Annotated in this window: 29 protein-coding genes; all 29 read right to left on the reverse strand. The window is 39.1% G+C overall.

Translation table 11 applies throughout. The features are described 5' to 3' along the window. Positions 1-8: 8 nt before the first annotated feature. On the reverse strand, positions 9-206 hold the full coding sequence (locus K412_RS0102250; RefSeq protein WP_024831599.1) for a hypothetical protein: 198 nt from the start codon (positions 204-206) through the stop codon (positions 9-11). Further along, positions 206-1,135 (reverse strand): phage late control D family protein, encoded by a 930-nt coding sequence (locus K412_RS0102255; protein ID WP_157833806.1) that lies wholly within the window; start codon positions 1,133-1,135, stop codon positions 206-208. The genes K412_RS0102250 and K412_RS0102255 overlap by 1 nt, the downstream gene beginning before the upstream one ends. Continuing rightward, entirely contained in the window at positions 1,132-1,350 is a 219-nt protein-coding gene (locus tag K412_RS0102260) for a tail protein X (RefSeq protein WP_024831601.1), read from the reverse strand. Before K412_RS0102260 ends, K412_RS0102255 begins: the two co-directional genes overlap by 4 nt. Further along, positions 1,343-3,265: a phage tail protein gene (locus K412_RS21285; RefSeq protein WP_024831602.1), complete on the reverse strand. Its 1,923-nt coding sequence runs from the start codon at positions 3,263-3,265 to the stop codon at positions 1,343-1,345. Before K412_RS21285 ends, K412_RS0102260 begins: the two co-directional genes overlap by 8 nt. A gap of 166 nt (positions 3,266-3,431) precedes the next feature. Next, a complete protein-coding gene (locus K412_RS0102275; RefSeq protein WP_024831603.1) occupies positions 3,432-3,743 on the reverse strand; it encodes a hypothetical protein in 312 nt (103 codons plus the stop codon). Positions 3,744-3,788: 45 nt separating this feature from the next. Next, positions 3,789-4,319 carry a phage major tail tube protein gene (locus tag K412_RS0102280; RefSeq protein ID WP_024831604.1) on the reverse strand — a complete coding sequence of 177 codons (531 nt, stop codon included), beginning with the start codon at positions 4,317-4,319 and terminating at the stop codon, positions 3,789-3,791. Further along, positions 4,319-5,557 (reverse strand): phage tail sheath family protein, encoded by a 1,239-nt coding sequence (locus K412_RS0102285; RefSeq protein WP_024831605.1) that lies wholly within the window; start codon positions 5,555-5,557, stop codon positions 4,319-4,321. Before K412_RS0102285 ends, K412_RS0102280 begins: the two co-directional genes overlap by 1 nt. 16 nt (positions 5,558-5,573) lie before the next feature. Next, a complete protein-coding gene (locus tag K412_RS0102290) occupies positions 5,574-6,107 on the reverse strand; it encodes a hypothetical protein (protein WP_024831606.1) in 534 nt (177 codons plus the stop codon). A gap of 4 nt (positions 6,108-6,111) precedes the next feature. Beyond that, positions 6,112-6,723 (reverse strand): phage tail protein, encoded by a 612-nt coding sequence (locus K412_RS0102295; RefSeq protein ID WP_024831607.1) that lies wholly within the window; start codon positions 6,721-6,723, stop codon positions 6,112-6,114. A 4-nt stretch (positions 6,724-6,727) separates the two neighbouring features. Further along, positions 6,728-7,039: a hypothetical protein gene (locus K412_RS0102300; RefSeq protein WP_024831608.1), complete on the reverse strand. Its 312-nt coding sequence runs from the start codon at positions 7,037-7,039 to the stop codon at positions 6,728-6,730. A 3-nt stretch (positions 7,040-7,042) separates the two neighbouring features. Continuing rightward, positions 7,043-7,480 (reverse strand): hypothetical protein, encoded by a 438-nt coding sequence (locus K412_RS0102305; protein ID WP_024831609.1) that lies wholly within the window; start codon positions 7,478-7,480, stop codon positions 7,043-7,045. A gap of 12 nt (positions 7,481-7,492) precedes the next feature. Then, a complete protein-coding gene (locus tag K412_RS0102310) occupies positions 7,493-8,557 on the reverse strand; it encodes a major capsid protein (RefSeq protein ID WP_024831610.1) in 1,065 nt (354 codons plus the stop codon). A 16-nt stretch (positions 8,558-8,573) separates the two neighbouring features. After that, complete coding sequence (locus K412_RS0102315) at positions 8,574-8,939, reverse strand: head decoration protein (protein ID WP_024831611.1); 366 nt, start codon at positions 8,937-8,939, stop codon at positions 8,574-8,576. After that, a complete protein-coding gene (locus K412_RS21635) occupies positions 8,939-10,132 on the reverse strand; it encodes a head maturation protease, ClpP-related (protein ID WP_024831612.1) in 1,194 nt (397 codons plus the stop codon). The genes K412_RS0102315 and K412_RS21635 overlap by 1 nt, the downstream gene beginning before the upstream one ends. Continuing rightward, a complete protein-coding gene (locus K412_RS0102325) occupies positions 10,125-11,765 on the reverse strand; it encodes a phage portal protein (RefSeq protein WP_024831613.1) in 1,641 nt (546 codons plus the stop codon). The genes K412_RS21635 and K412_RS0102325 overlap by 8 nt, the downstream gene beginning before the upstream one ends. Before the next feature lie 20 nt (positions 11,766-11,785). Beyond that, the gene (locus K412_RS0102330) at positions 11,786-12,022 is read right to left on the reverse strand and encodes a DUF6148 family protein (protein WP_024831614.1); all 237 of its coding nucleotides are present in this window, start codon (positions 12,020-12,022) and stop codon (positions 11,786-11,788) included. An 18-nt stretch (positions 12,023-12,040) separates the two neighbouring features. After that, on the reverse strand, positions 12,041-13,954 hold the full coding sequence (locus K412_RS0102335; protein ID WP_024831615.1) for a phage terminase large subunit family protein: 1,914 nt from the start codon (positions 13,952-13,954) through the stop codon (positions 12,041-12,043). Beyond that, positions 13,947-14,414, reverse strand: a complete 468-nt coding sequence (locus K412_RS0102340; protein WP_024831616.1) for a hypothetical protein — start codon at positions 14,412-14,414, stop codon at positions 13,947-13,949. The genes K412_RS0102335 and K412_RS0102340 overlap by 8 nt, the downstream gene beginning before the upstream one ends. Positions 14,415-14,627: 213 nt before the next feature. Then, positions 14,628-14,729, reverse strand: a complete 102-nt coding sequence (locus K412_RS23030; protein ID WP_081741795.1) for a DUF3606 domain-containing protein — start codon at positions 14,727-14,729, stop codon at positions 14,628-14,630. Positions 14,730-14,799: 70 nt separating this feature from the next. Continuing rightward, a complete protein-coding gene (locus K412_RS0102350; RefSeq protein WP_024831618.1) occupies positions 14,800-15,171 on the reverse strand; it encodes a DUF4879 domain-containing protein in 372 nt (123 codons plus the stop codon). Between the two features lie 363 nt (positions 15,172-15,534). Next, positions 15,535-16,119, reverse strand: a complete 585-nt coding sequence (locus K412_RS0102355; protein WP_024831619.1) for a sigma-70 RNA polymerase sigma factor region 4 domain-containing protein — start codon at positions 16,117-16,119, stop codon at positions 15,535-15,537. A 173-nt stretch (positions 16,120-16,292) separates the two neighbouring features. Beyond that, the gene (locus tag K412_RS0102360) at positions 16,293-16,472 is read right to left on the reverse strand and encodes a hypothetical protein (RefSeq protein WP_024831620.1); all 180 of its coding nucleotides are present in this window, start codon (positions 16,470-16,472) and stop codon (positions 16,293-16,295) included. A gap of 33 nt (positions 16,473-16,505) precedes the next feature. Continuing rightward, complete coding sequence (locus tag K412_RS0102365; RefSeq protein ID WP_024831621.1) at positions 16,506-16,844, reverse strand: hypothetical protein; 339 nt, start codon at positions 16,842-16,844, stop codon at positions 16,506-16,508. Positions 16,845-17,099: 255 nt separating this feature from the next. Then, a complete protein-coding gene (locus tag K412_RS22455) occupies positions 17,100-17,267 on the reverse strand; it encodes a hypothetical protein (protein ID WP_173585585.1) in 168 nt (55 codons plus the stop codon). Positions 17,268-17,270: 3 nt separating this feature from the next. Next, the gene (locus K412_RS0102375) at positions 17,271-17,618 is read right to left on the reverse strand and encodes an HNH endonuclease (RefSeq protein ID WP_024831622.1); all 348 of its coding nucleotides are present in this window, start codon (positions 17,616-17,618) and stop codon (positions 17,271-17,273) included. Beyond that, positions 17,619-18,008: a YopX family protein gene (locus tag K412_RS20315; RefSeq protein ID WP_024831623.1), complete on the reverse strand. Its 390-nt coding sequence runs from the start codon at positions 18,006-18,008 to the stop codon at positions 17,619-17,621. After that, the gene (locus K412_RS21290) at positions 17,995-18,435 is read right to left on the reverse strand and encodes a YopX family protein (RefSeq protein ID WP_024831624.1); all 441 of its coding nucleotides are present in this window, start codon (positions 18,433-18,435) and stop codon (positions 17,995-17,997) included. The genes K412_RS20315 and K412_RS21290 overlap by 14 nt, the downstream gene beginning before the upstream one ends. Continuing rightward, positions 18,422-18,733, reverse strand: a complete 312-nt coding sequence (locus tag K412_RS0102390; RefSeq protein ID WP_024831625.1) for a nucleotide modification associated domain-containing protein — start codon at positions 18,731-18,733, stop codon at positions 18,422-18,424. Before K412_RS0102390 ends, K412_RS21290 begins: the two co-directional genes overlap by 14 nt. A 119-nt stretch (positions 18,734-18,852) precedes the next feature. Next, the gene (locus K412_RS0102400; protein ID WP_157833807.1) at positions 18,853-19,248 is read right to left on the reverse strand and encodes a hypothetical protein; all 396 of its coding nucleotides are present in this window, start codon (positions 19,246-19,248) and stop codon (positions 18,853-18,855) included. Positions 19,249-19,430 lie beyond the last annotated feature (182 nt).

The following is a 19,430-nucleotide window of genomic DNA, read 5'->3' on the forward strand; positions in this document are numbered from 1 at the left end:
ACACCCCCTCAGAATTTTGCTATGACCAGGCTGTCTGAGAAATTATCTGAAAATACAGCTACAACAACCATATCGTTTACTGCAAGATTACCAACATGCGGAGCAACAGGGATTTCAGGAGTTATGTTGTTGTCTCTGTCAACGAGTATTATTCTTGCTTTCCTGTTTTCGTTGTTTACAGTTGAAACCTGTCCTTTCAGTACCATTAATATCCCTCCAGAGGTTTTCTCAAGCTGAGAATTGTCTTCTTTTCTTTAAGACTATGTACTGCCCAGTCAATAAAATATTTACCATCTGCCAAACCAATTCCGGATATATCCACACAACTTCCTGCTGCAAGCTCCGGATCCAATTCTAGCTTAATTCGGCCTATGTTTTCAGTTTTGTTTGAATACCTTAACAAGCCCCTGCAGTATCGTTCTGCTTCTGCCAAATTGCTGACGAACATTTTCTGTTTCAATATTGGGCCGACCGGAGCTGTGGAGGGCTTAAACTCTTTTGTTATGGTTTCGGAAACAGTAACGGAGGTTATGCTGCAGGAACTGAATAACCCTGATGAAACTGTTTTGAATTCATAGTCACCGTCCAGCTGCTCCAAAATTATTTCTTTTACCGGTTCTTTTCTTTCGTATGTTTGTTCATCATAAATAATAACCTTGCCATCCCATATCTTTAAGACATATCCCTCCAGCATGCACCGATAAGACAGAAACTCAAAATCAGCCTGGTTGATCTGATCTATTCTTTCATACAGATAATCATTAACGCCACCATATGTTTCAAGAACAAATCCATATCTACCGGCAATTTCTTTTGCCATACCGAGTAGTCGAATACTTTCCCATGCCTTAGTTTTTGTTGTCTTTGCCTCAAGTGGAATTGACAGGCCTTTGAGCCTTATGCTCCCCCTACTCTGACTAATATAGTCAGTAAACATTGTTCCGGAAGAAAAACCGCCTTCCAGGACATTTATTTTATGTCCCTTCAGCGGTTTCCACTTACTCCATAGGCCTTCTGTGTCAGCAAACCTTAAATCAATGCTATCCGCAATACCTCCGGCATTATCTATAATGTCTGCCTTACTTACTTCAATACTATCTGTAATGTCCACACCTTCATAAATTATATTCATCATTTCACCTTCCAAGGAGGTAATGTTTCAGGAGAAGATTCCTCTACAATAGGTATCTTGAGGACCACTCCTGATTCAAAAATTATTACCTTACAGTATTCAGGATTAGCTTCTATTATTTTTGATGCATAGGCTTCATCATCGTAAAAGTCCAGGGCGATCATGTCGAATGTATCGCCCTGGAGTGTTGTGTACTCATAATATTCATTGTTAAGCAAAGGACACACGCTCCCTATCCTCAAAGTATTCATTAAGCCATGCAAAGAATTTTTCTTTGTCAGTATCCAGAAGGGCTTGAATTTCAGCCTTATTCCCCCCGTTAATAACTGGTGCATATGTCAAACTTATTTGTTGTCCTCCGCCTTGATCTGCACCTAAAGCTCTGGCAGTTTTATTTAAAAGTGACAGACTTCGAGGATTTTTATATTTTATAGGGATGGCAGCTTCAAGACCTGCCTCACCGAATATTGACGGTTGGTTTGCAAAACCACCTTGGGCAAATGTGTCTATCTCCGGAATAGTAAATCCTAATGATTTACCTCCGATACCCGGAACCCAGTCAGGAGCCTTTACATTTATAAGCTTATTGACACCCCGTATCCCATTATTAATCATTGCTATAATTACATTAATTACACCCTTTAGAACAGAACCAATTGAACTGAATATACCTACAAAAATATCCTTTACTCCCTGCCATGCCAGACTCCAATTACCAGAAAATACTCCTGTAATAAAATCAATTACTCCACTTAGTGTTGTTAGTAACCCGCTTACTACACCGCCTATAGTGTCTACCGCAATAGTAACCAGCTGACTGATGTATGGCCAATAGGTATTAAAAGCTGCCATTACTTTTCCCGCCAACAAAATAGCTAAATTAAAAGCACTTCCGATTACTGCCTGAATCTTTGGCATCCACATACTCACAATGTTCCCGACCTTGGGTATTATGGTATCAGCAAAGAACGATATTACTTTCATTGCAGGTGGAAGTACTGCTGTTCTGATAAAGTCAAAAGCTTTAGATATATTAGGTACCATAATGTCTACAAAACCGGATACGATTCTTTTTACAATCGGCAGTACCTTGCCTGTATAAGTATTAAAACTCTTACTTACAAAAGGCAAAACAGACTGTCCCAATTTCATTGCAGACGGTCCCAAGCCGTCAAATATTTTAACTCCCTCGGACTTAAAGAAATTCATTTGTTTTTTAATTTCCGGAAAAACCTTTTTGGTTATAGAACCAACGCCGGCAAATGATATATTCATCTTACCTAATTTACTTACAAAGTTATTTGCATACTGAGCTCCTTTAGCCAGATATGGAATTAATCCTGAAGCCATTCTTGCTGTGAGCTGCTTGATATTCGTTTGTAAAAGCCTCATTTGATTTGCATAGCCGCCTTGTGTTTTTGCAAAATCCCCCTGTGCATCCTTTGATACGTTCATCAGATATGCATACCTTAATGCGGTTTGTGATGCCTGATCCATTTTGCTATAAGAAGCCTTTATACCTTTGGACAATGCGAAGGCTTCCATGTTGGCAACTGACATGTTGATACCTAATTGCTTCAATGGCTCTGTCTCTCCCGAAATACCAGCACGAATTTTTTCAAAAGCATCTTCTTGGGATACATTATAAAAAGATGATATGTCTCCGGATAGGCCTGTAAGTTTCTCTGACATGGTAACAAGTGAATCACCTGTAATGCCACTGCTTTTTAGCATTGCACCCAGGGTACCGTTGAACTGTTTTGCCTGCAACTCCGAAAGTCCAAAGGAATTCAATGCTGTTTGAGCGAATTTGTTAATTTCTTTTGCACTGCCACCGAAGGTTGTATCTACGACATTCTGTACTTCGGAAAGGTCTGAAGCCAGTTGTATACCTTCTTTTCCAAGTTCCAATATCTTTGTTCCAATTTTGCTTACAGCACCGGAAATAAGGTTTCCTGCAAAAACTCCCTTGATTATGCTCCCTGTATTTGACAGGCTTGAGCCTGACTTCTCAGCACTTTTTGATAGTTTTGTGGTTTCACCTTGAGCCATCCTTAAAGCTTTTCGAAGTGATGGATCAATCTTACCGGCAAGGGTAATTAATGCCTGTAGTTCTCTTTTGCCTGCTGCCAATGTTAACCACCATCCTTTTTCATTTGCTTTCGTGATTGCTCGACTACATCTGCCAGATCTTCATAAAATTGAATGAAATCAACAAGGGGCATGCTCATGCATTCACCCCTTGTTGTTGACGTATTCATAGTTATTTGTGCTACTGCCTGTCGAAGGTACTCTTCGCTTACATATCCTCCGAACCGAAGAAGAAAAAATTCCTCACCAACTTCTCCGCTCTGGCAGCATCCCTGGCACTTAACAATGTAATAACTTCATTCTGATCAATTTCAGAATCCGCTTTTGCAACTGCCTCTGCAAAAATATATAAATGATAATCACTGTCCAGCTCCTCTACAGAGATTACATTTCCGGTTTTCTTATATGCCTTACCGGCGTTGATTTTGTCCTGTGCTGTCATGTTATCAAAGTCATACTTTATTTCATTTACTTCAGAACCGTTAATCATAATTGGTTTTTTTAGTTTTAAGCTGTCCATATTAATCCTCCATTTATATGAAAATTGGGAAAATAAAAAGCAACTCTATGATAGAGCCGCCCTTGTTTTTTCCATGTAATCTATGCCGTTCACGACATATTTACAATTGAGCTTGTCAATCAGGAGTACTTCCACTCCGTTTACAAGCTTCCGATAGTAGAATATTTCAAACTCACTTGAGCCATCCGATGCAGCACCAACCTCGACCTTACCGGGGTCATACTTTTTATTCATGCCTGTCATAAACACCTTATTGACCTGAACACTTGCACTCATATTACTTGAATCAATATTGTCATTAGTCCACACTACTTCAAACTTTATTGTCCCTGGTCTTGATAACATGGAATACCTTGGATTATCAGCTCTATTGTTTATAGTAAATGTCATACTTCCTATTTGGCCATAAACAGGCAAATCAATCTCACCCATTATTCCGGAACCCTTTATGGTGTCCGTTATTTTTTCAATTGAGGGCAATTGAATATCTGCTGCATCATCAATAAGAGTCATTTTATCTTTTGTGTCTGTTGCCTTCATCTTGTAATCTATTGTTTTATTACTGATTTTTGGCATTATCCTTCACCTCCCGTTATTGAATTAAGTCCTTCAGTAGTGTACTGGACCTTAAATGTGAGGCTCTTACCCGGCGGTGTAGTGGTGGTCCTTATATCAAACTCAAAGTCACCTTCGACTATGCTGCTTACCGGATTGCTTGATTCATTAAATTTGATTTCTGCAAAAAGCATTCTTCCGTCACTCACCAGACTGTTAAGCCATACTTGAGCATCATTCAAAATTGAGTCTACTCTTGCCCGATTAAGCGGCTGATCAACACTATTCATGTACTGCACCTGAAATGAATTTGTCAGGTATATCATCATCCTGATATTGCAGTCGAACCTGTCCCGTGGGTCTATCTCCGCAGTATATTTATAGTTACCGTTGTGCGGTCCCCAAAGCACCCAACTCCCGGCACGATATATTACTGTTGTTATACCCTCACTATTAAGGTCATTCGCCTGTATTTCATCAAAGTTAATTAAAGCTCCATCCCCCAGGATGGTTCCGGTTATATCGATAGGCTTGTTGGAGGGACTTTCGTAAGGTATACCCTCATTGGCATAATCAGTCTGGCACATCCTGACTACAGTCAATGTTGACAGCCAGAACTTTTTATCACCGCTTACCACCCTTGGCCAGCATACTTTTTCAAGTTTTGAGATATATGAATTAGTCTGTTTCCAGTTCTTTGCGGCTAAAATTGTTTTTGCTGCAGCTGAATCTACGTCAACTGCACATACCGCATCCCAATGGCCATTAATTTTCTGACATTTCTCCAACAATGCAGCCTCTACAGAAGGCTTATGACTCCATCCGGGGGCAGCAAGCAAAACGGGAATCATGTTGTACATCTGATAAATAAGGTCAACACATGCAAGGCCTGTTCTCTTGCCGTTTTCGTCGATACCACCGATTATATCTGTTTCATCCAGCGGATTCTCCTCCGTGTGGACAATAGGATCGAATACATTAATAACAATAATAGGCCCTATACTTCCTATTTTGTTTTTAAAATGTGCATACACAGACTCACAAAGAGTGTATTTATCCCAATCATCACTATAGCCTATTTTTGCTTTTGCATCCTCGTAACTGCTTAATAATACAGGTGTATTAATCGCATTTGCATGGTCAGTCAGCTGTTCTACAGGTGCCGTTCCTATGTATACCGGTAGAGTTCCGGCTCCAGATAACGGTATATCATCCTGAGTCGGCAGCTGTTTGCCATACACGCCATGATAATATGGCATATTCTTCACATCCTTTTTAAATATATTGGTCTAATAACCCGGGTACATAAGTCATCGAGGCACATGATATTTTAAATTTCAGCCATCCCATCCAATGCGGATAAGGCTGTTCCTCATACATTCCCCATGTAAAAGGCTGTTGTACGGTAGCTTTCCCACCAATTACAGCAGCCTTTGCAAGTTGTTCCCGGGTTAACGTTCTTAAATTGTTTATATCTTTGTACCCCTCAAAATTGGGAATAAGCTTACCCTTTGAAACAAGTCCGGGGTTATACGTTACGAAAGTCAACCGAATATCCATACTTGCACTTTTCCCGTCATCCTCGCCATTATCTGTTCCAACAACAATACAAGGTATCGCCGGCACATCCTTTATCTGTTCCTCCGGTCTCATGTTTTCCGGAAGCTTTGGAGGAATCCATCCCACATGAACAGACGGATTAACCAGCACATATGATTTATCTTCAGTAGGCTTCTGCAGCTTGATTTTTGATGCAACGTTTTCCTGAAGAAATTTCTGAAGTACCTCAAGAATAATATTTTCTGTCATACAGTTAACCTCTCACCGATTTTTGAAGCTTGGAAAGCCTGAAGTCAACCTCATGCTTTATACGCTCATCCATTTTGTCCTGAGCTATCTTTTGTATGTTTTCTCCTACGCTTTGACTTGTAATCATTTGAGGCACTGACAGGGTACGCAAGACTACAATGGGTGTTCTCTCCTGGCCTACACGCATAAAGATGTTTGTTGCACCATTTGATTTTTGTAAAAAAGCTTTTGGCGAAACGTTCATTTGCCGCATCGAACCCTTTTTAATCTTAACCTTTACCTGAGCCTTTGCATGTTTTACGCCAAGTGATCTGGCTATTACTGTTGTCTCCGGTTTATGAGGGAAATGCACCAAGGACAGGGTATGCCCTACAGACTTTAATCCTGCAGATAAATCTCCCTTTTTAGCCTTGTATTTTTTTATAGTCTTTTTGACATCACCTGTTTTTATTGCATAAACACTTGTAACGAGCTTTCCAAGCCTTGTATTCACATGATCCAATGTTCTGTTAAGAGCTGATGCAACAGCACCTGCAATTTCCTTTTCAAAATGTTTTGTTCCAATAACAAGCCTTTTTAACTCCTTTGTGTTCACGGTTATATCAACATTTTTCATTTTCTCAACCCTCATTTCCTGATAGAGTAATCAGATACTCCCCGCCATCATTCTTAATATCAATAACAATCATCACAGTATTGTCATACTCTTGGTACTCATTTATTCTTGGAGGATTACCATAAACTGATGCAGGCACCGAATAAGCAATAGTATCCGAGGCTAACCCCAGATACTTTATATGCTTCTTTAGTTCTTCACCGTCCAAGGGTACAATAGCTATTGTCCGGCCATTGATTAAATGTTCTTCCCCCAGCTCGGCGGGGTTATAAAAAGTATTCATGTCTGATTCCAGATAATCCTTAAATCCCGGCATAGCTTACTTTTTTACTCCCTTTTGTTTTTTAGTGTCAGAACCTCCGACATACGCTTCAGCATCAAACTTAATTGACACAGTTCCTTCATTCTTAACCGGCTCCAATTCGGGCTGTGCTTCAGGCTGTAGTTCTGGTTCTTCATCTTTCTGTTCTTCCTCAGTATCAATCTCCGGTTTATTGCCTACGAGTTCATCATTTGTGGGAACGCTGGAAACAATATCGGATACTTTATCACAAGGATCCTCTTTATCTTGGTTGATATCGTCAGGATCCGTTTCCACTTTCTCATCTTCCTGATGAGCTTTCACCATTCCCCAAGGCTCAGCAACCTTTAAGGATAAAAGAGCAGCCTCATCTTCTTCAGAGAGGCTGCTAATGATTTGACCAGGCTTAAAACTTTTCCCATTTACTTTTACGGTACCTTTAATAACTTTTATCATATATGGTCCTCCTTATAGCACCTTCATAGTTACCCAAGATGATACATCATAAGGCTTTGGTATCGGCCTTGATGCAAGTCTGTACTTCATAGTATCGTTACCAATGTTGGCTATAATTTTTGGTATTCTGGTACCTTCATACGTATGGTATCTCTCATCCTTTTCCAATTGGGTTATAGCTGCATACTCCATGGAACCAAGACTTGAAGGCAGAATGGATATCCTATCAACAGGAAAGATTGGTTTTACTGTATTGTCATAATCGAGAAACCATGCGTAATATACCCATAGTTCAAGTCCCATTTCTGGCAAGTTTCCGATGTATTTTAATCCATTTCCGTTTTGTGTCCTCAACTCAGGCTTGAACATTCCAATATCAAGCATCCTGTTATCAAGCATCTTCATAAACTTATCATCTTTTCTCAATTGAGCCCAGGCACTTTGTCCTAATATTCCGTAAGCTGGATTATATCCTGATTTTAAAACTATCTCTGTTGCTCCCTCAAGTGTCTCATACTTGGATTTTGCTGTAGTTTGATCCCATTTATCCTCTCCGGAAAGATAAATAAGATTTTCGGCTGGTAGCTGGTAATTGATATCATCATCAACGTAATTATTCAAATTATCGTCTATGTATCCCCTTACTCTTATTTCCCCATTTGCTATTAGTTCAGCACACATAACCTCCTCTCTTCTTGTTATAGAATCATCAAGCTCTCTGACGTCTTGCTCTATAAAGTGGTCCTGTCTTTCTTCAGGGGTCATTGCCGAATGCACAGTTTCTCCCATGGAACGTGGTTCTAAAACTTCCGGGCTTAGCACCCTCTCAGGCGCAATTCTTGGCGGACTGTATGTCTTTGTTTCAAAACCTTTTCTCCCCATATTGATACCGCCAACCCTTTGTGCAACGAAGGGAGCTACCATATAGCTTCCTTTTCTAAAGTCCATATCAATCTTATCTGTTGGATAAGTATTAACCGTAGGGAAAAAAGTGTCTCTGAAAAAAGTAGTCACCGGCATATTTTTTTCAAATGACGGTGACATGCTTCTTGGTGTATTATTGTCTATTAAAGCCATTACTGATCATCTCCTTTTATAATTCATCTTTCAGAAATATTCCGGCATTCCTTAACTCATCTTCGTGGTCTTCAGCTGTGCTTAGTCCCCCGAATTTGAGTGCTCCCCTGTTAAACAGGCCTGTCTTGTAGCAAACAGCCATAACGTCAGAATCTGTTGTATCCACATCCTGAATAACAACATATTTTGCAACCTGGCTCCCATCGGTATTAGCCTTGTCTGTTACCTTCCCTTTACCAGTAGTAGAAACTTTTCCGATAACAGTTCCTCTTTTGACAACTCCCTGGCCTGCAGCCAGAGTAACACCGGTTGTTAATAATTCAATCTCAGTTCCTGCAATGAGATTATCATAAGTTACTGATCCTAAAACTTCATAACCCATTATGTATTCACTCCTCTCCTACGAGCATCAAAATTAGCCGCAATATTCATTAATTTGTCTTTTGTTGTCTTAGGCTTCGGATCACTACCTTCAGCGGAAGCTGCAGGTACTTCTCCGGTTCCTGAAGCCTGTGCATCTTTTTTTGCATTTTCAAGGTACTGCTGTCCTTTCTGACCATCAGACTGTAGTGCTTTAAATGCTAGTTCCTTTGCATCCACAGGCTCAGTAAACTTTGCCTTATCGACCAGCTCCGGATCGATATTTGCAGATATTTTTTCAATATCCTGAATCCTTTGCCTTTCTGCCTCTGCTCCTGCAGCTCTGGCTGCATCCTCAATTTGTTTGACCAAATCAGGACAGGTATTTCTCAGTTCCTCAACTGTTTTTGGAATCATGAAATCATCCCCCTTGTTGTTAATTTCTTTATTTGCATCAGGCTGCTGCGAAGCTTGGGCCTGTTGTGCACTTGACTTTCTGTTTGCCAGATCCATTTTATTCAGTTCAAAAAATTCTTTAAATGATGCATTTGCAGCATTTTGTATAGCCATTACCTGACTGAATCTAAGATTAAGGAGATTGTCGACTTCCGTAACATCGGGACTATCATCGGAATAAAGCATGCCGGTTGCGAATCCTTCTTTTACCGCTGTCTTTGCACTCATATAGGTTTCATCATCCATCATTTGTGATATCTTCGCTCTTGACCTCTTTGTACTAAGCTGATATGCATTTATTATTGTTTCCTTTACTTCGTCAAGCACGTCTGCCGTTTTTCTCAAATCAGAAGCATATCCATATACTTCAGTGAGTGGATTGTGCATCATATGTATTGCCACCGGTGACATTAACCGTTCATCACCCGCTGCAAAAATAACGGTTGCTGCACTCATAACCTTGCTGTCAGCCTTTGTTGTAACTTTTGCACCTGTCTTTTTATGCTCCATCAATGAGTTATATATACCGGCAGCGGCGAACACACTTCCTCCATAGCTATCAATCCACACTGTTATGTTTTTGCCTTTATATTGATTGAGTTCTTCTTTAAATGCATTTGGTGATGTTGCCGGAATCTGAAACCATTCATACAACCAAGCATAATCATTGTCAATGATTTCACCTTCAATCCTCAGCTCAATATCCTCTGTATTGGTTTCACCATTCGTATTTACAATAAAGTTCCAAAATCTAGCCATTTGTATCAGCTCCCTCAGAATTTGTTTTATTCATTTGGTTATTTGCCGGAAATGCTTTTTGCTTCAGTTCATTTTCCCTGGCAACTTGTACAATATTCTTGTCCCAGTCACCGCCTGTAAGTTCTATAGTCTCCCTTTCGCGAGTAGAGTAACCCTCTTGTACCCTGAGAGTTGCTGCCTGTACCTCTTTTACAGGATCAATCTGCCCCGGTGATGGACCATTCCAATCAGCTTTACACCAAGCCTTTTTCTTTGCGGGATCATTGAAAAAGCCTGGAGCATTAATCCTCCCTCTTGCAACTGCTTCAGATAACCACAATTCATAAACCGGCTGGCAAAAATCATTAGCAAACCATGTTCTCCTCATCCTGAAAGCTTTCCATGCCTCAAGTAACGCTGCCCTTGATGCAGAATAACTGGCCATAAATGATTTGATAAGTAATTCATACGGTATTTCAAGTGCTGCACCAGTGTATTTAGCCATAGCAGAAACAAAAGCATCAAATTGTGCCGTTGGCTGTTTGGGTTCCCCGAACTCAACATCCTCTCCAGGTCTCAAAACGTTTATCGTACCTGCACCAAGTTCATAGCTTACTTCATTGTCAGAATCATCCTCGACCTGTTCCTCCCTTGGTACAGTACTACCAAAGAGACCATCTCCCCCGGGTACTTCAGATTTAATGAATGCAGTAAAAAACGACTGCACAACCGCAGCCGTTAATGTCGCTTCCGTATATCTAGTTATTTGCTTGAGGCACTCAATAACCGGTGCCAAATATGGAACTCCTCTATACTGTTCACATCGTTCCTGCTCCATCAGGTGCAAGATGTTAGGATTTCCCGTTTTCTCCCCAAAGGCTTCTACTCGGGTCCAGTCTTTTGTTATTCCCTTAAAATTGCTATTTGGATATTGATTACATACCCAATAAGCAACAACTGCTCCTGAAGCCTTATCAACTTCAACCCCGTTGTAAATCGGATTTTTGTTGTTAGTATTTACCCCAAGTACATTAACTCTTGACGGTAAAAAGCTTGCAGCCCTATATACAGCATTGGGAGTACAAACACGGTCAGACTCAATCAAATGTATTCTCAAACTATATGGCATCCAGTTGCTTGGGGCATCTTGCTTTATTAAACCAAACCCGTCACCGTTCATGAGCCAGCTCATTAATGCAAGTTGCTGAAGTTCATAGAAATTGTTAAGCCTAAGGGTATCACACCATACAGACTCTGCCCAAAGTCCAAATTCCCGTTCGGTATTCATTTCCCACTTATCAGCTTGCTCTCTGGTTATTCCCAAGTATTCAAAATCAATCCTAGCCTTTAGCTTTAATCCGGAGCCGACAACATTTGTCCTGTTGGTTTTAATAGCAGAAGTGGCAAGTGGAGCAGACATATATAAGTCTCTGGATCGCTGTCTTAAAGTATCAAGATTTTTATCTATATCCTCCTGGGGGCTCTTACTTTTTGCAGTCCATCCCTTCATAGACTTTTTAGTCCGGCTTGCACCACTTTCCGAGTATCCTGAATTAGCAAATGTTCTGACTGCATCCTCTTGAAGCCTAGCCATAGACCTTTTTAATCCTGAATGTGGACTGAAATAATTTATTATTTTGTCAACTGTATTCAAGTATGTGTTCACCCCCTATCTTATAAATCTCTCAGAGTAATCCGGAAGGCTTTTCTCCTCCCCCTGATTTTACGGAGGGCCTCCAGCTCCTCAACCTCTCTTTTCCACATCTGTATTTCTTCTCTGATCTGGTACAAGTTTGCTCTGTCAAGCCTCCTACCGTTTATTTGATATGACTGACCTGTAGCAACAGCGGCTTCAGCATCAAGCCACATCTTCAACCTTGCCCTTGCTTCCTCTAAAGTCCAAGCCGGCATTGAGTACCCCTCCTTTTATTAAATATCTATTCCCTTTTTAACACAGCCCGCCTTCCGCTTTTTGGTTCCAGTAGCTGTTTTCTTAGGCTTATCTGTCTGGACATTTAAGGTCTCGTTATGTTTTGCCTCAAGTAGATTAAAGTCCACATTCAGGAGCTTTAATGCAGCATAAGCATAATTCCTCATATCAAGAGGCTCGTTCCGGGCATTTTCATTTATCTTTTGCCATTGAGGTACCGTCCTGCCTTTTTGTTTGATATATACAATCTTTTCAGATATAAGGCCCTTAAAGTAAACTTGATCATAGCCTTTGTCATCGTTATCAGGAAAATGGCAGTAACCGTCTCCCTTATCCTTTATTTTCAGGCTTGACATTATTTTTGATTTTCCGGAATCTACACCGAGAATAATCAGGACACAATTTTCTTTATCTCTGTTTACTGTCTTTGCCTTTTTCTTATTTTTACTACTGTCAGGCTTTGTCCTTGTAACTTTATATACCAAAGGATATCCGGGACCACCCATACCTTTTATTGCAAATATAAATTTCCCTTGTGACTGCTTCTTCTTGCAGTACTTATATACCGCCGAGGTACTGTGTCCACCTGAATCAATAAAGGTACAGGCAATATGCCTTGACAAGTCATTTGAAAAACTGAACTGTCTCTCCAGCACTTCATCAAGCTTATTCCAAGTTACATCAAGCTCCGGATCCGAAAGAATAAACCCTCTGAGTATCCCCCAGCTTTCCTCTCCTTTTCCCCAGCCGACAATTTCATATTCAAGACGGTCTCCCTGGACATCGACTCCGCAGGTCAATATCAGTACTCCATGAGGGATATCTGCCTCATATGTTTCACGGCGTTTCAGCAGAATATCCTCGGTTTCTATCTCACCCTTATCCTCAAAAGAAATACCTAATACTGTATTTGTAAAAACTTTATACAAATCAGCATCATGTTTGGACTGCAGATAATTAATTATTATTTCTTCCCAGGTCCACCATGGAGAAACAAAAGCATTAAGGTGAAAGCTTCTTGTTCCTTTAGCCAGTGGATTATCGGCAATCCATGCCCCCGGCTGATTTCCCCAAGTATATTCATTAAAGGATTCAAAGCAACATGGACACTGAAAAGTAATGTCCCATACAGTGTAATTTCCATGCTCATCTTTCTCATATTGGTACTTAACACCTTGGATATTTATATATACAAATGCCCCACAGTGGGGGCATTCTTTTTTCCATTTTTCCCGGGTACCTTTCAGGTACTCCTCTTCAATTCTTGAGGCTCCCTTGATAGTTGGAGTGGATACCTTTATTTTTTTCCTATTAGAAAATGTAATTGTTCTTTTTTCCGATAATGCAAGTGGGTCACCTTCCTTGCCGGCACTGGCCGGGAACCCGTCAATTTCATCAGCAATCACTACTTGGATTGGTTTGGAGGCCAACCCCCTTGGACTATTAGCACCTACAAGAACAAGCAATCCTCCCGGGAAGCTCTTTGATAATATGGTGTTGTTGCTATCCCTGCTTTTTGCATCGGATATTTTTTCTGCTAGAGCCTTTGTATCCCTTATCAATGGAGCTAGCCGTCTTTTCGAATAATCCTCTGCAAGCTCTAAAGTAGGTTCAATCAAAAGAATTGGGCAAGGATCAATGTCAACATAGTATCCGATAATGTTATTTATAATCTCGTTCTTACCAATCTGGCTGCAGGACATGACAACAATGTCTTCAATCTCAGGATCATTGACAGCATCCATTATTTCTATTTGGTATGGAGCTGTGTCATTTCTCCATTTACCGGGAGCCGAGGATGATTCTTTACTAAGTACCCGATTTTCTTCCGCCCACTGGCTTACTTTTATGTCGGGTGCCGGGGCAAAGGATTTCAAAGTATCTTGAAATAAAGCTACTGTTTTATCATCCACTATTATCCCTCACAAACAATTTCGCATCATACTCGGCCAGTTCGTTTAGAGCGAATTTCACTTCCTTTGTCAGAATATCCATAATAACGTTTTGATTGCTTTGATTCACAAGCTTCTTGGCTACCATTGCAGGCATAGCAAGAAGTTTGTTCCTGCAGGTTATAATCATTCCACACAGAGCAAGCTTCACATCCTCTGCCCGATGAACCTCACCTTTAAGTTCTGCAAGCTCAATTTCAGCAGTTTCTCTTTTAATCTTTTCGAGCATAGCATGTTCCTGCTCATAATTAATCCCTGCTTCAACTCCGCTTTTATTTTTATAATAATCAACTATGACTTGCATAACATTATACTGGCCATCAGGTTCCTTTCCGATCACGCCCTCGGATACAAGCTGATTAATACGCCGCTCACTAAGATCCATTATTTTTGCCATTGTTTTTGCATTAACCCTCATCATATTCCATCACCTGATTTCCATAAAATTTCCCTTGCATAAATTAAAGTACAAAGTGCCGTGTGGAAGGAAATCCAAAAAAAACTTTTTACCTAGCGTTTTTTTGGGGTTCGCCAGCACCGCAGGCTTTTTTGACTTCCCGGAAGTACCTTTTTACCCTTTGTTCAGTATTTTAACAACAAAAAAGAGCCCAAAGGCTCTCTTATGTTTTAATAATTACTTACCTAAATGTTTTCTTACTACTGCGGCAGATGTTCCAACTGCAGCAACTGCTGCTTTTAATTGTGCTTCTGTGCCGTTAAGGTCATCACAGGAAATTCCCTACAATTTAGACAGCTAAAAGGGAGATAGTATCCGTCTATCTCCCTTTTGAAATCAAAATATTTAGTTAACTTATAGTAAATGTAGCTGATAGATTAACTGTATTCCATGGATAATTAGAAGATGTAATACTGAACGTAAAAGGATGGCTACCTATTGTGGCCGGTCCACAATTATACGTATAAATAAAACCGGTAACAGGTGATGACCCTATGTATTCAATATCATAATCATTAACAGTATTACCGTCCCAAGTAGCACGACGTGTACTGCCATAACCCGTTACTTCTACGGCGATATACACGTTTCCATCATCGCCAATGTAAGCATCGTAAAATTGTGCACTTGATACTGGTGGTGCAGGTGCTGCAAAAGCAGTTGTTGAAAATGCAATGAGTAAGATACATACAACTGACAAAACCCTTAATGTTCTTTTCATATAAGGACCTCCTAAATAATTATTTTAGTAAATATTACCATAAGAATACTTTGTTGTCAAATTATCCCATCACATTTATTGCACGTAGAAGATGTGTAACATTCGTCTACCAACCCACACCCTATTCCACACTACATGGCTGCTTTCGTGTCTATAGTAAATTTTCTGTGTTAATAGATTTGACCATTTCCCTATAGCATTTGCTTTAATGTGTTGTTCAACGTGGCCACTTCTCATTTAATTACAAAAAAAGTAGCTAGCCTTGGCCAACTACTCATTATTAAGTCTTAAGTTTCATTATAAAAATATTATCATATGTAAAACTGATAGTCTAGTGCATGATTTAGGCACGAAATGTGCATTTTAATTATTCAGCGCATCTGCTCCAAACAACATAATTTTTAATTTGTTTATCAGTCTGTTTTTATTTCTTCTGCATGTTGATTCATCTTTATCCAATTGTTCCGCTATATCCTGAAAGTTCATTTCATCAAAGTACTTATACTCAATTATGCAGTAGTATGCATCTTCTTTTATAGTTTCCAGTGCCCTTTCTATTCGCAACACTTCCTGTTTTGTACGCATCATTGATGATTTTACACCCTGAGTATATCTATCTATATCTAACCCGTGTCCCCTAGACGATGAAGAAAATCTAACTATATCTTTAGATTTCCGTTTATCAGGAGTTGCTTCAGCGTCAGGATTATATAAAAATTCCTCATCCTGTGCTACTTTCAGTTTTAATGCAGGGTAATTATATAATAGGATTTCCGTTTCCTTAAAGTAGTTCTTACCCTCTTCCTGGTGTTTGTTATCCTGTATAGCTTTTATTGTTGTTTCCATTTCTTCTTTCCTGTACTCCCTTATAGCTTCAAGTGCTGCTTCCTTTAATACTTGCTTCATATCAATTGTAGATTCTTTTACTCCTGTTGCAGTTTGGCTCAATTTAATCCCTCCGTTTCCTCTTCCTTTACTTTCATTTACTTCGGCCCACACTTTCTGTAAGTACTTTTATACTGTTCTGTATGTGTCGCATATATTTTTTGGAGCTTGGTTGCCCTATCCATCCTTATACCACTTAGTCCTCTTCTTTATGCGGATTATATTCAAATTACGTCTTAGTCCTTAATGTCTGTTTCAAGCCATTCCTTAATTATTTCTTCTCTGGTTCCAAAACAATGTCCGCTGCATCTATGGCTATTTCCAACTGCACATATTTCACATAAATCTTCTGATTTAGCAAGTAACTCTAGCATTTCATCAAAGGTCATTTGCTTTATATTTTCATAGTTTTTCATATTTCAAACCTCACTTTCTATTCATTATGTGAATTAATAAATTTCTTTTTCTGCATAGATAATATAATTATCTAACCACTTTGCAAAATGCTTAAATTCAATATTTAATGGCTCTTCTTCGATAAATTCATTTACACGATTTTTAATTTCTCGCATGTGCTTTTCGTGAAGTTTTTTTATGTTATTAATTTCAGCTACCGTCACAGGCTGTGAACCATCTATTTCGTCAATCTGTTTTTCAATACGACAGATTTTCTTATAATAGCTATCTCTACCTGTGTCGGCATAATTAGCTTTTGCATCTTTTAATTGTTTTGATAACTTCTGGCGTTCTTTCTCTTTCAAAACATTAATTTTTTCGATTAAACTCATATCTATACCTCAACTTTCTGCACCTACTTGATGCGTAATAGACTTATATAATCCACTTAACCCTCTTTAGGTACTTCCGGTAACAGCGTTGTGTATACCGACACCTACAACAATTAACATAGTTATTACTATAGATAGGTTCGTTCCTGCAGAGACTAATTCTCCTGTGGATTATGACTTTAAACTTTAAACCTAATTCTTTTGTACTTCATTCTGATGTATCTTTTTAGCTTTCTCATACTTTACTCTATCTTTTCAAACTAACACTACTGGTTCATTATTTTTAATTGGGTACTGCTGCAATATAGCACTTTCCATATCTGACTTCGAATGTCTCTCGAAGTACGGTTCCCATGGAACATAATCCTTTATTGTGTATGTAATCTGTGATTTATCCTTAAAGACTATTTTCAGTTTCTTCATCCTTTACACGACCCTTTCAAAATAAAACTTCCCGTCAAAAGGCTTTATATTTACAATCCCGTGGTCAATGGCTACCTTTACTATGTAAATGTCAGAAATTCGTTTATGAAGGGTCAGCATTGTTTCCCTGAATGCCTCTAAATTATCTGCTCGTTTGTAATGGTTGCACCTTCTACAGGATGGGTTAAGATTTTCAAAGCTATTAATTTCTTCACGGGTTTTTGACTTATCCCAATTCCTTTGAGGTTCGATGTGGTCTACTTGCATGTCTTTTATTGCTATCTCTTTACCACAATAGGCACAATGACCGTCATATTTACGGTGTACAGCCTGCCTGATTTCTTTTTTCATTCACACCACCCCCTCTAGTAGTTCAGGGTTATCGTATATGTTACCCAGTACTTCAAGTTCGGCAACATCGTCTCCTAATGAAGTCCCGTCTTTCCTATCAAGGCTTTCAATTACAAAAGCAGCCATTAAAAACTTCACAACCCCTGTAAATCCATCGTATTCATCTCCTAATAGTCCAGATGTCCTTTTAACGATATCGCCCGTATATATTGTAGTGCCGTTTATATCTTTTTCACCTGTAGATTCGCCAAGAGTATTAATTTCAATATCACACATGTATTCGCATCCGTCTGAATCATAAAAATGTATGTACGGTGGCAAGCTGCCTTTACGGCTAACTAAATCACCATAAACCCAAGAACCAAGACTTTTACCTCTATAATTTCTCATTATCTTCACTCTCCTTCATCAGTTCGGGGTTGTCGTGTATGTTGCCGATGACTTCGACTTGCATCGTATGTAATGCAGATGGTTTTATCATAAAATTACTACTTTTATTGCGAAGCCTATAGCCTATTTGAGTAAAGCTCTGCCAATACTCAACAACATAATTTTTAAATTTATGCTCATAATCACCTTTTGCCATGTCGAACCCGCACCTGATACGAGCTTTTAATATATCCCCCTCATAAATCTCCTTGCCGTTCTTGTCGTGCAGGCCTGTGTATTGCATAAAAATAAATCTTTGGTCACTAAAATAATTCATGGTGATTTCACTTAATTCTCTATAGTCTCCCATTTTTATAAAAGCTCTATCATTCCATTTAACAAGTCGTCCAAATTCTTTATCCCAAGCCCTAAATTTAATCTCCCTCAACGTCCTCACTCCCTCTCTGCTCCTGTATTTCTAACTCTATCAACGTCATAATGCAGTAATTTGCCATGTCTTTAAACGTGTCTTTCAGGCTTTCATCCATGACTTTGTTTTCAGCCCCGGTGGATAGTGCCTTGATTCGATTAAATTTGTCGTACATACGGGTTACTGCTGATATCACACCGAGTTCCTGAAATGTTTTGCCGAAGCTGTCACCGTAAGCTATGTTTTTATCCTTGTAAACTTCGTTCAGTTCTTCGCATAATTGTTTATGTCTATCAAATTTATTTTTATTATTCATTCATCCTCACCCTTTCCTAAAATACAACTTCAAATAAAGCTGAAACCGCAATTGATGTTACTGCAGAAGCCAATACAGATATAACGATAACTTGGATTTTATCTCTCATTTTAGACCTCCTACTCTTCCCAATACGACATTTCAGTTTCTATTATTTCGTTTAGCTCATCTATACTAGTTATGTCTGGCTCTTCTTGGTCAAATATATTAAATTCTTCTTCAAGCAATCCGACCTCTTGCAAAATCTGTATGTTGTATAATAACCTTGAAAGTCTACTCATTTTAGATTTATCTTTCCACTCATAAGCCTTGCAAAGCTCTCTAAAATCAGCAGCTAATGCCCATATTGTTTTACCTTTAGTGTCAGTTATAACATTGTCCTTCTTGATTCCTAAAAATGTATTTTCTACTGGATAAACACTTTCAACCCAAATGAATGTTTCATTTTCTAAACTTTTAACTTCTTCAAAACTAAGTTGTTTTCCAAAAGCTATTTTCTTCATATTGTCTTTCATAAATCCACCCTTTCCGGCCTCTGGCCTATCACTCCCATGTGTACCAATCACATTCTATACATTCATACCGTTTGATTTCTCTACCCTCATAATCTTCGTCTGCATCTGTTTCAATCACAGGGCTGCTACATTTTGGACAAACCATTTCTTTCACCCTTTCTTGTGCGGATTACCTCTATATT

Source organism: Ruminiclostridium josui JCM 17888 (assembly GCF_000526495.1).
GTDB classification, from domain to species: domain Bacteria; phylum Bacillota; class Clostridia; order Acetivibrionales; family DSM-1351; genus Ruminiclostridium; species Ruminiclostridium josui.

Bases quoted from the DNA above. Each gene is read 5' to 3' on its own strand.
- K412_RS0102250 (WP_024831599.1), bottom strand. From the start codon at position 206: ATGGTACTGAAAGGACAGGTTTCAACTGTAAACAACGAAAACAGGAAA.
- K412_RS0102255 (WP_157833806.1), bottom strand. From the start codon at position 1,135: ATGATGAATATAATTTATGAAGGTGTGGACATTACAGATAGTATTGAA.
- K412_RS0102275 (WP_024831603.1), bottom strand. From the start codon at position 3,743: ATGGACAGCTTAAAACTAAAAAAACCAATTATGATTAACGGTTCTGAA.
- K412_RS0102280 (WP_024831604.1), bottom strand. From the start codon at position 4,319: ATGCCAAAAATCAGTAATAAAACAATAGATTACAAGATGAAGGCAACA.
- K412_RS0102285 (WP_024831605.1), bottom strand. From the start codon at position 5,557: ATGCCATATTATCATGGCGTGTATGGCAAACAGCTGCCGACTCAGGAT.
- K412_RS0102290 (WP_024831606.1), bottom strand. From the start codon at position 6,107: ATGACAGAAAATATTATTCTTGAGGTACTTCAGAAATTTCTTCAGGAA.
- K412_RS0102295 (WP_024831607.1), bottom strand. From the start codon at position 6,723: ATGAAAAATGTTGATATAACCGTGAACACAAAGGAGTTAAAAAGGCTT.
- K412_RS0102300 (WP_024831608.1), bottom strand. From the start codon at position 7,039: ATGCCGGGATTTAAGGATTATCTGGAATCAGACATGAATACTTTTTAT.
- K412_RS0102305 (WP_024831609.1), bottom strand. From the start codon at position 7,480: ATGATAAAAGTTATTAAAGGTACCGTAAAAGTAAATGGGAAAAGTTTT.
- K412_RS0102310 (WP_024831610.1), bottom strand. From the start codon at position 8,557: ATGGCTTTAATAGACAATAATACACCAAGAAGCATGTCACCGTCATTT.
- K412_RS0102315 (WP_024831611.1), bottom strand. From the start codon at position 8,939: ATGGGTTATGAAGTTTTAGGATCAGTAACTTATGATAATCTCATTGCA.
- K412_RS21635 (WP_024831612.1), bottom strand. From the start codon at position 10,132: ATGGCTAGATTTTGGAACTTTATTGTAAATACGAATGGTGAAACCAAT.
- K412_RS0102330 (WP_024831614.1), bottom strand. From the start codon at position 12,022: ATGCCGGCTTGGACTTTAGAGGAAGCAAGGGCAAGGTTGAAGATGTGG.
- K412_RS0102340 (WP_024831616.1), bottom strand. From the start codon at position 14,414: ATGATGAGGGTTAATGCAAAAACAATGGCAAAAATAATGGATCTTAGT.
- K412_RS0102350 (WP_024831618.1), bottom strand. From the start codon at position 15,171: ATGAAAAGAACATTAAGGGTTTTGTCAGTTGTATGTATCTTACTCATT.
- K412_RS0102360 (WP_024831620.1), bottom strand. From the start codon at position 16,472: ATGAAAAACTATGAAAATATAAAGCAAATGACCTTTGATGAAATGCTA.
- K412_RS0102365 (WP_024831621.1), bottom strand. From the start codon at position 16,844: ATGAGTTTAATCGAAAAAATTAATGTTTTGAAAGAGAAAGAACGCCAG.
- K412_RS22455 (WP_173585585.1), bottom strand. From the start codon at position 17,267: ATGAAGAAACTGAAAATAGTCTTTAAGGATAAATCACAGATTACATAC.
- K412_RS0102375 (WP_024831622.1), bottom strand. From the start codon at position 17,618: ATGAAAAAAGAAATCAGGCAGGCTGTACACCGTAAATATGACGGTCAT.
- K412_RS20315 (WP_024831623.1), bottom strand. From the start codon at position 18,008: ATGAGAAATTATAGAGGTAAAAGTCTTGGTTCTTGGGTTTATGGTGAT.
- K412_RS0102390 (WP_024831625.1), bottom strand. From the start codon at position 18,733: ATGAATAATAAAAATAAATTTGATAGACATAAACAATTATGCGAAGAA.
- K412_RS0102400 (WP_157833807.1), bottom strand. From the start codon at position 19,248: ATGAAAGACAATATGAAGAAAATAGCTTTTGGAAAACAACTTAGTTTT.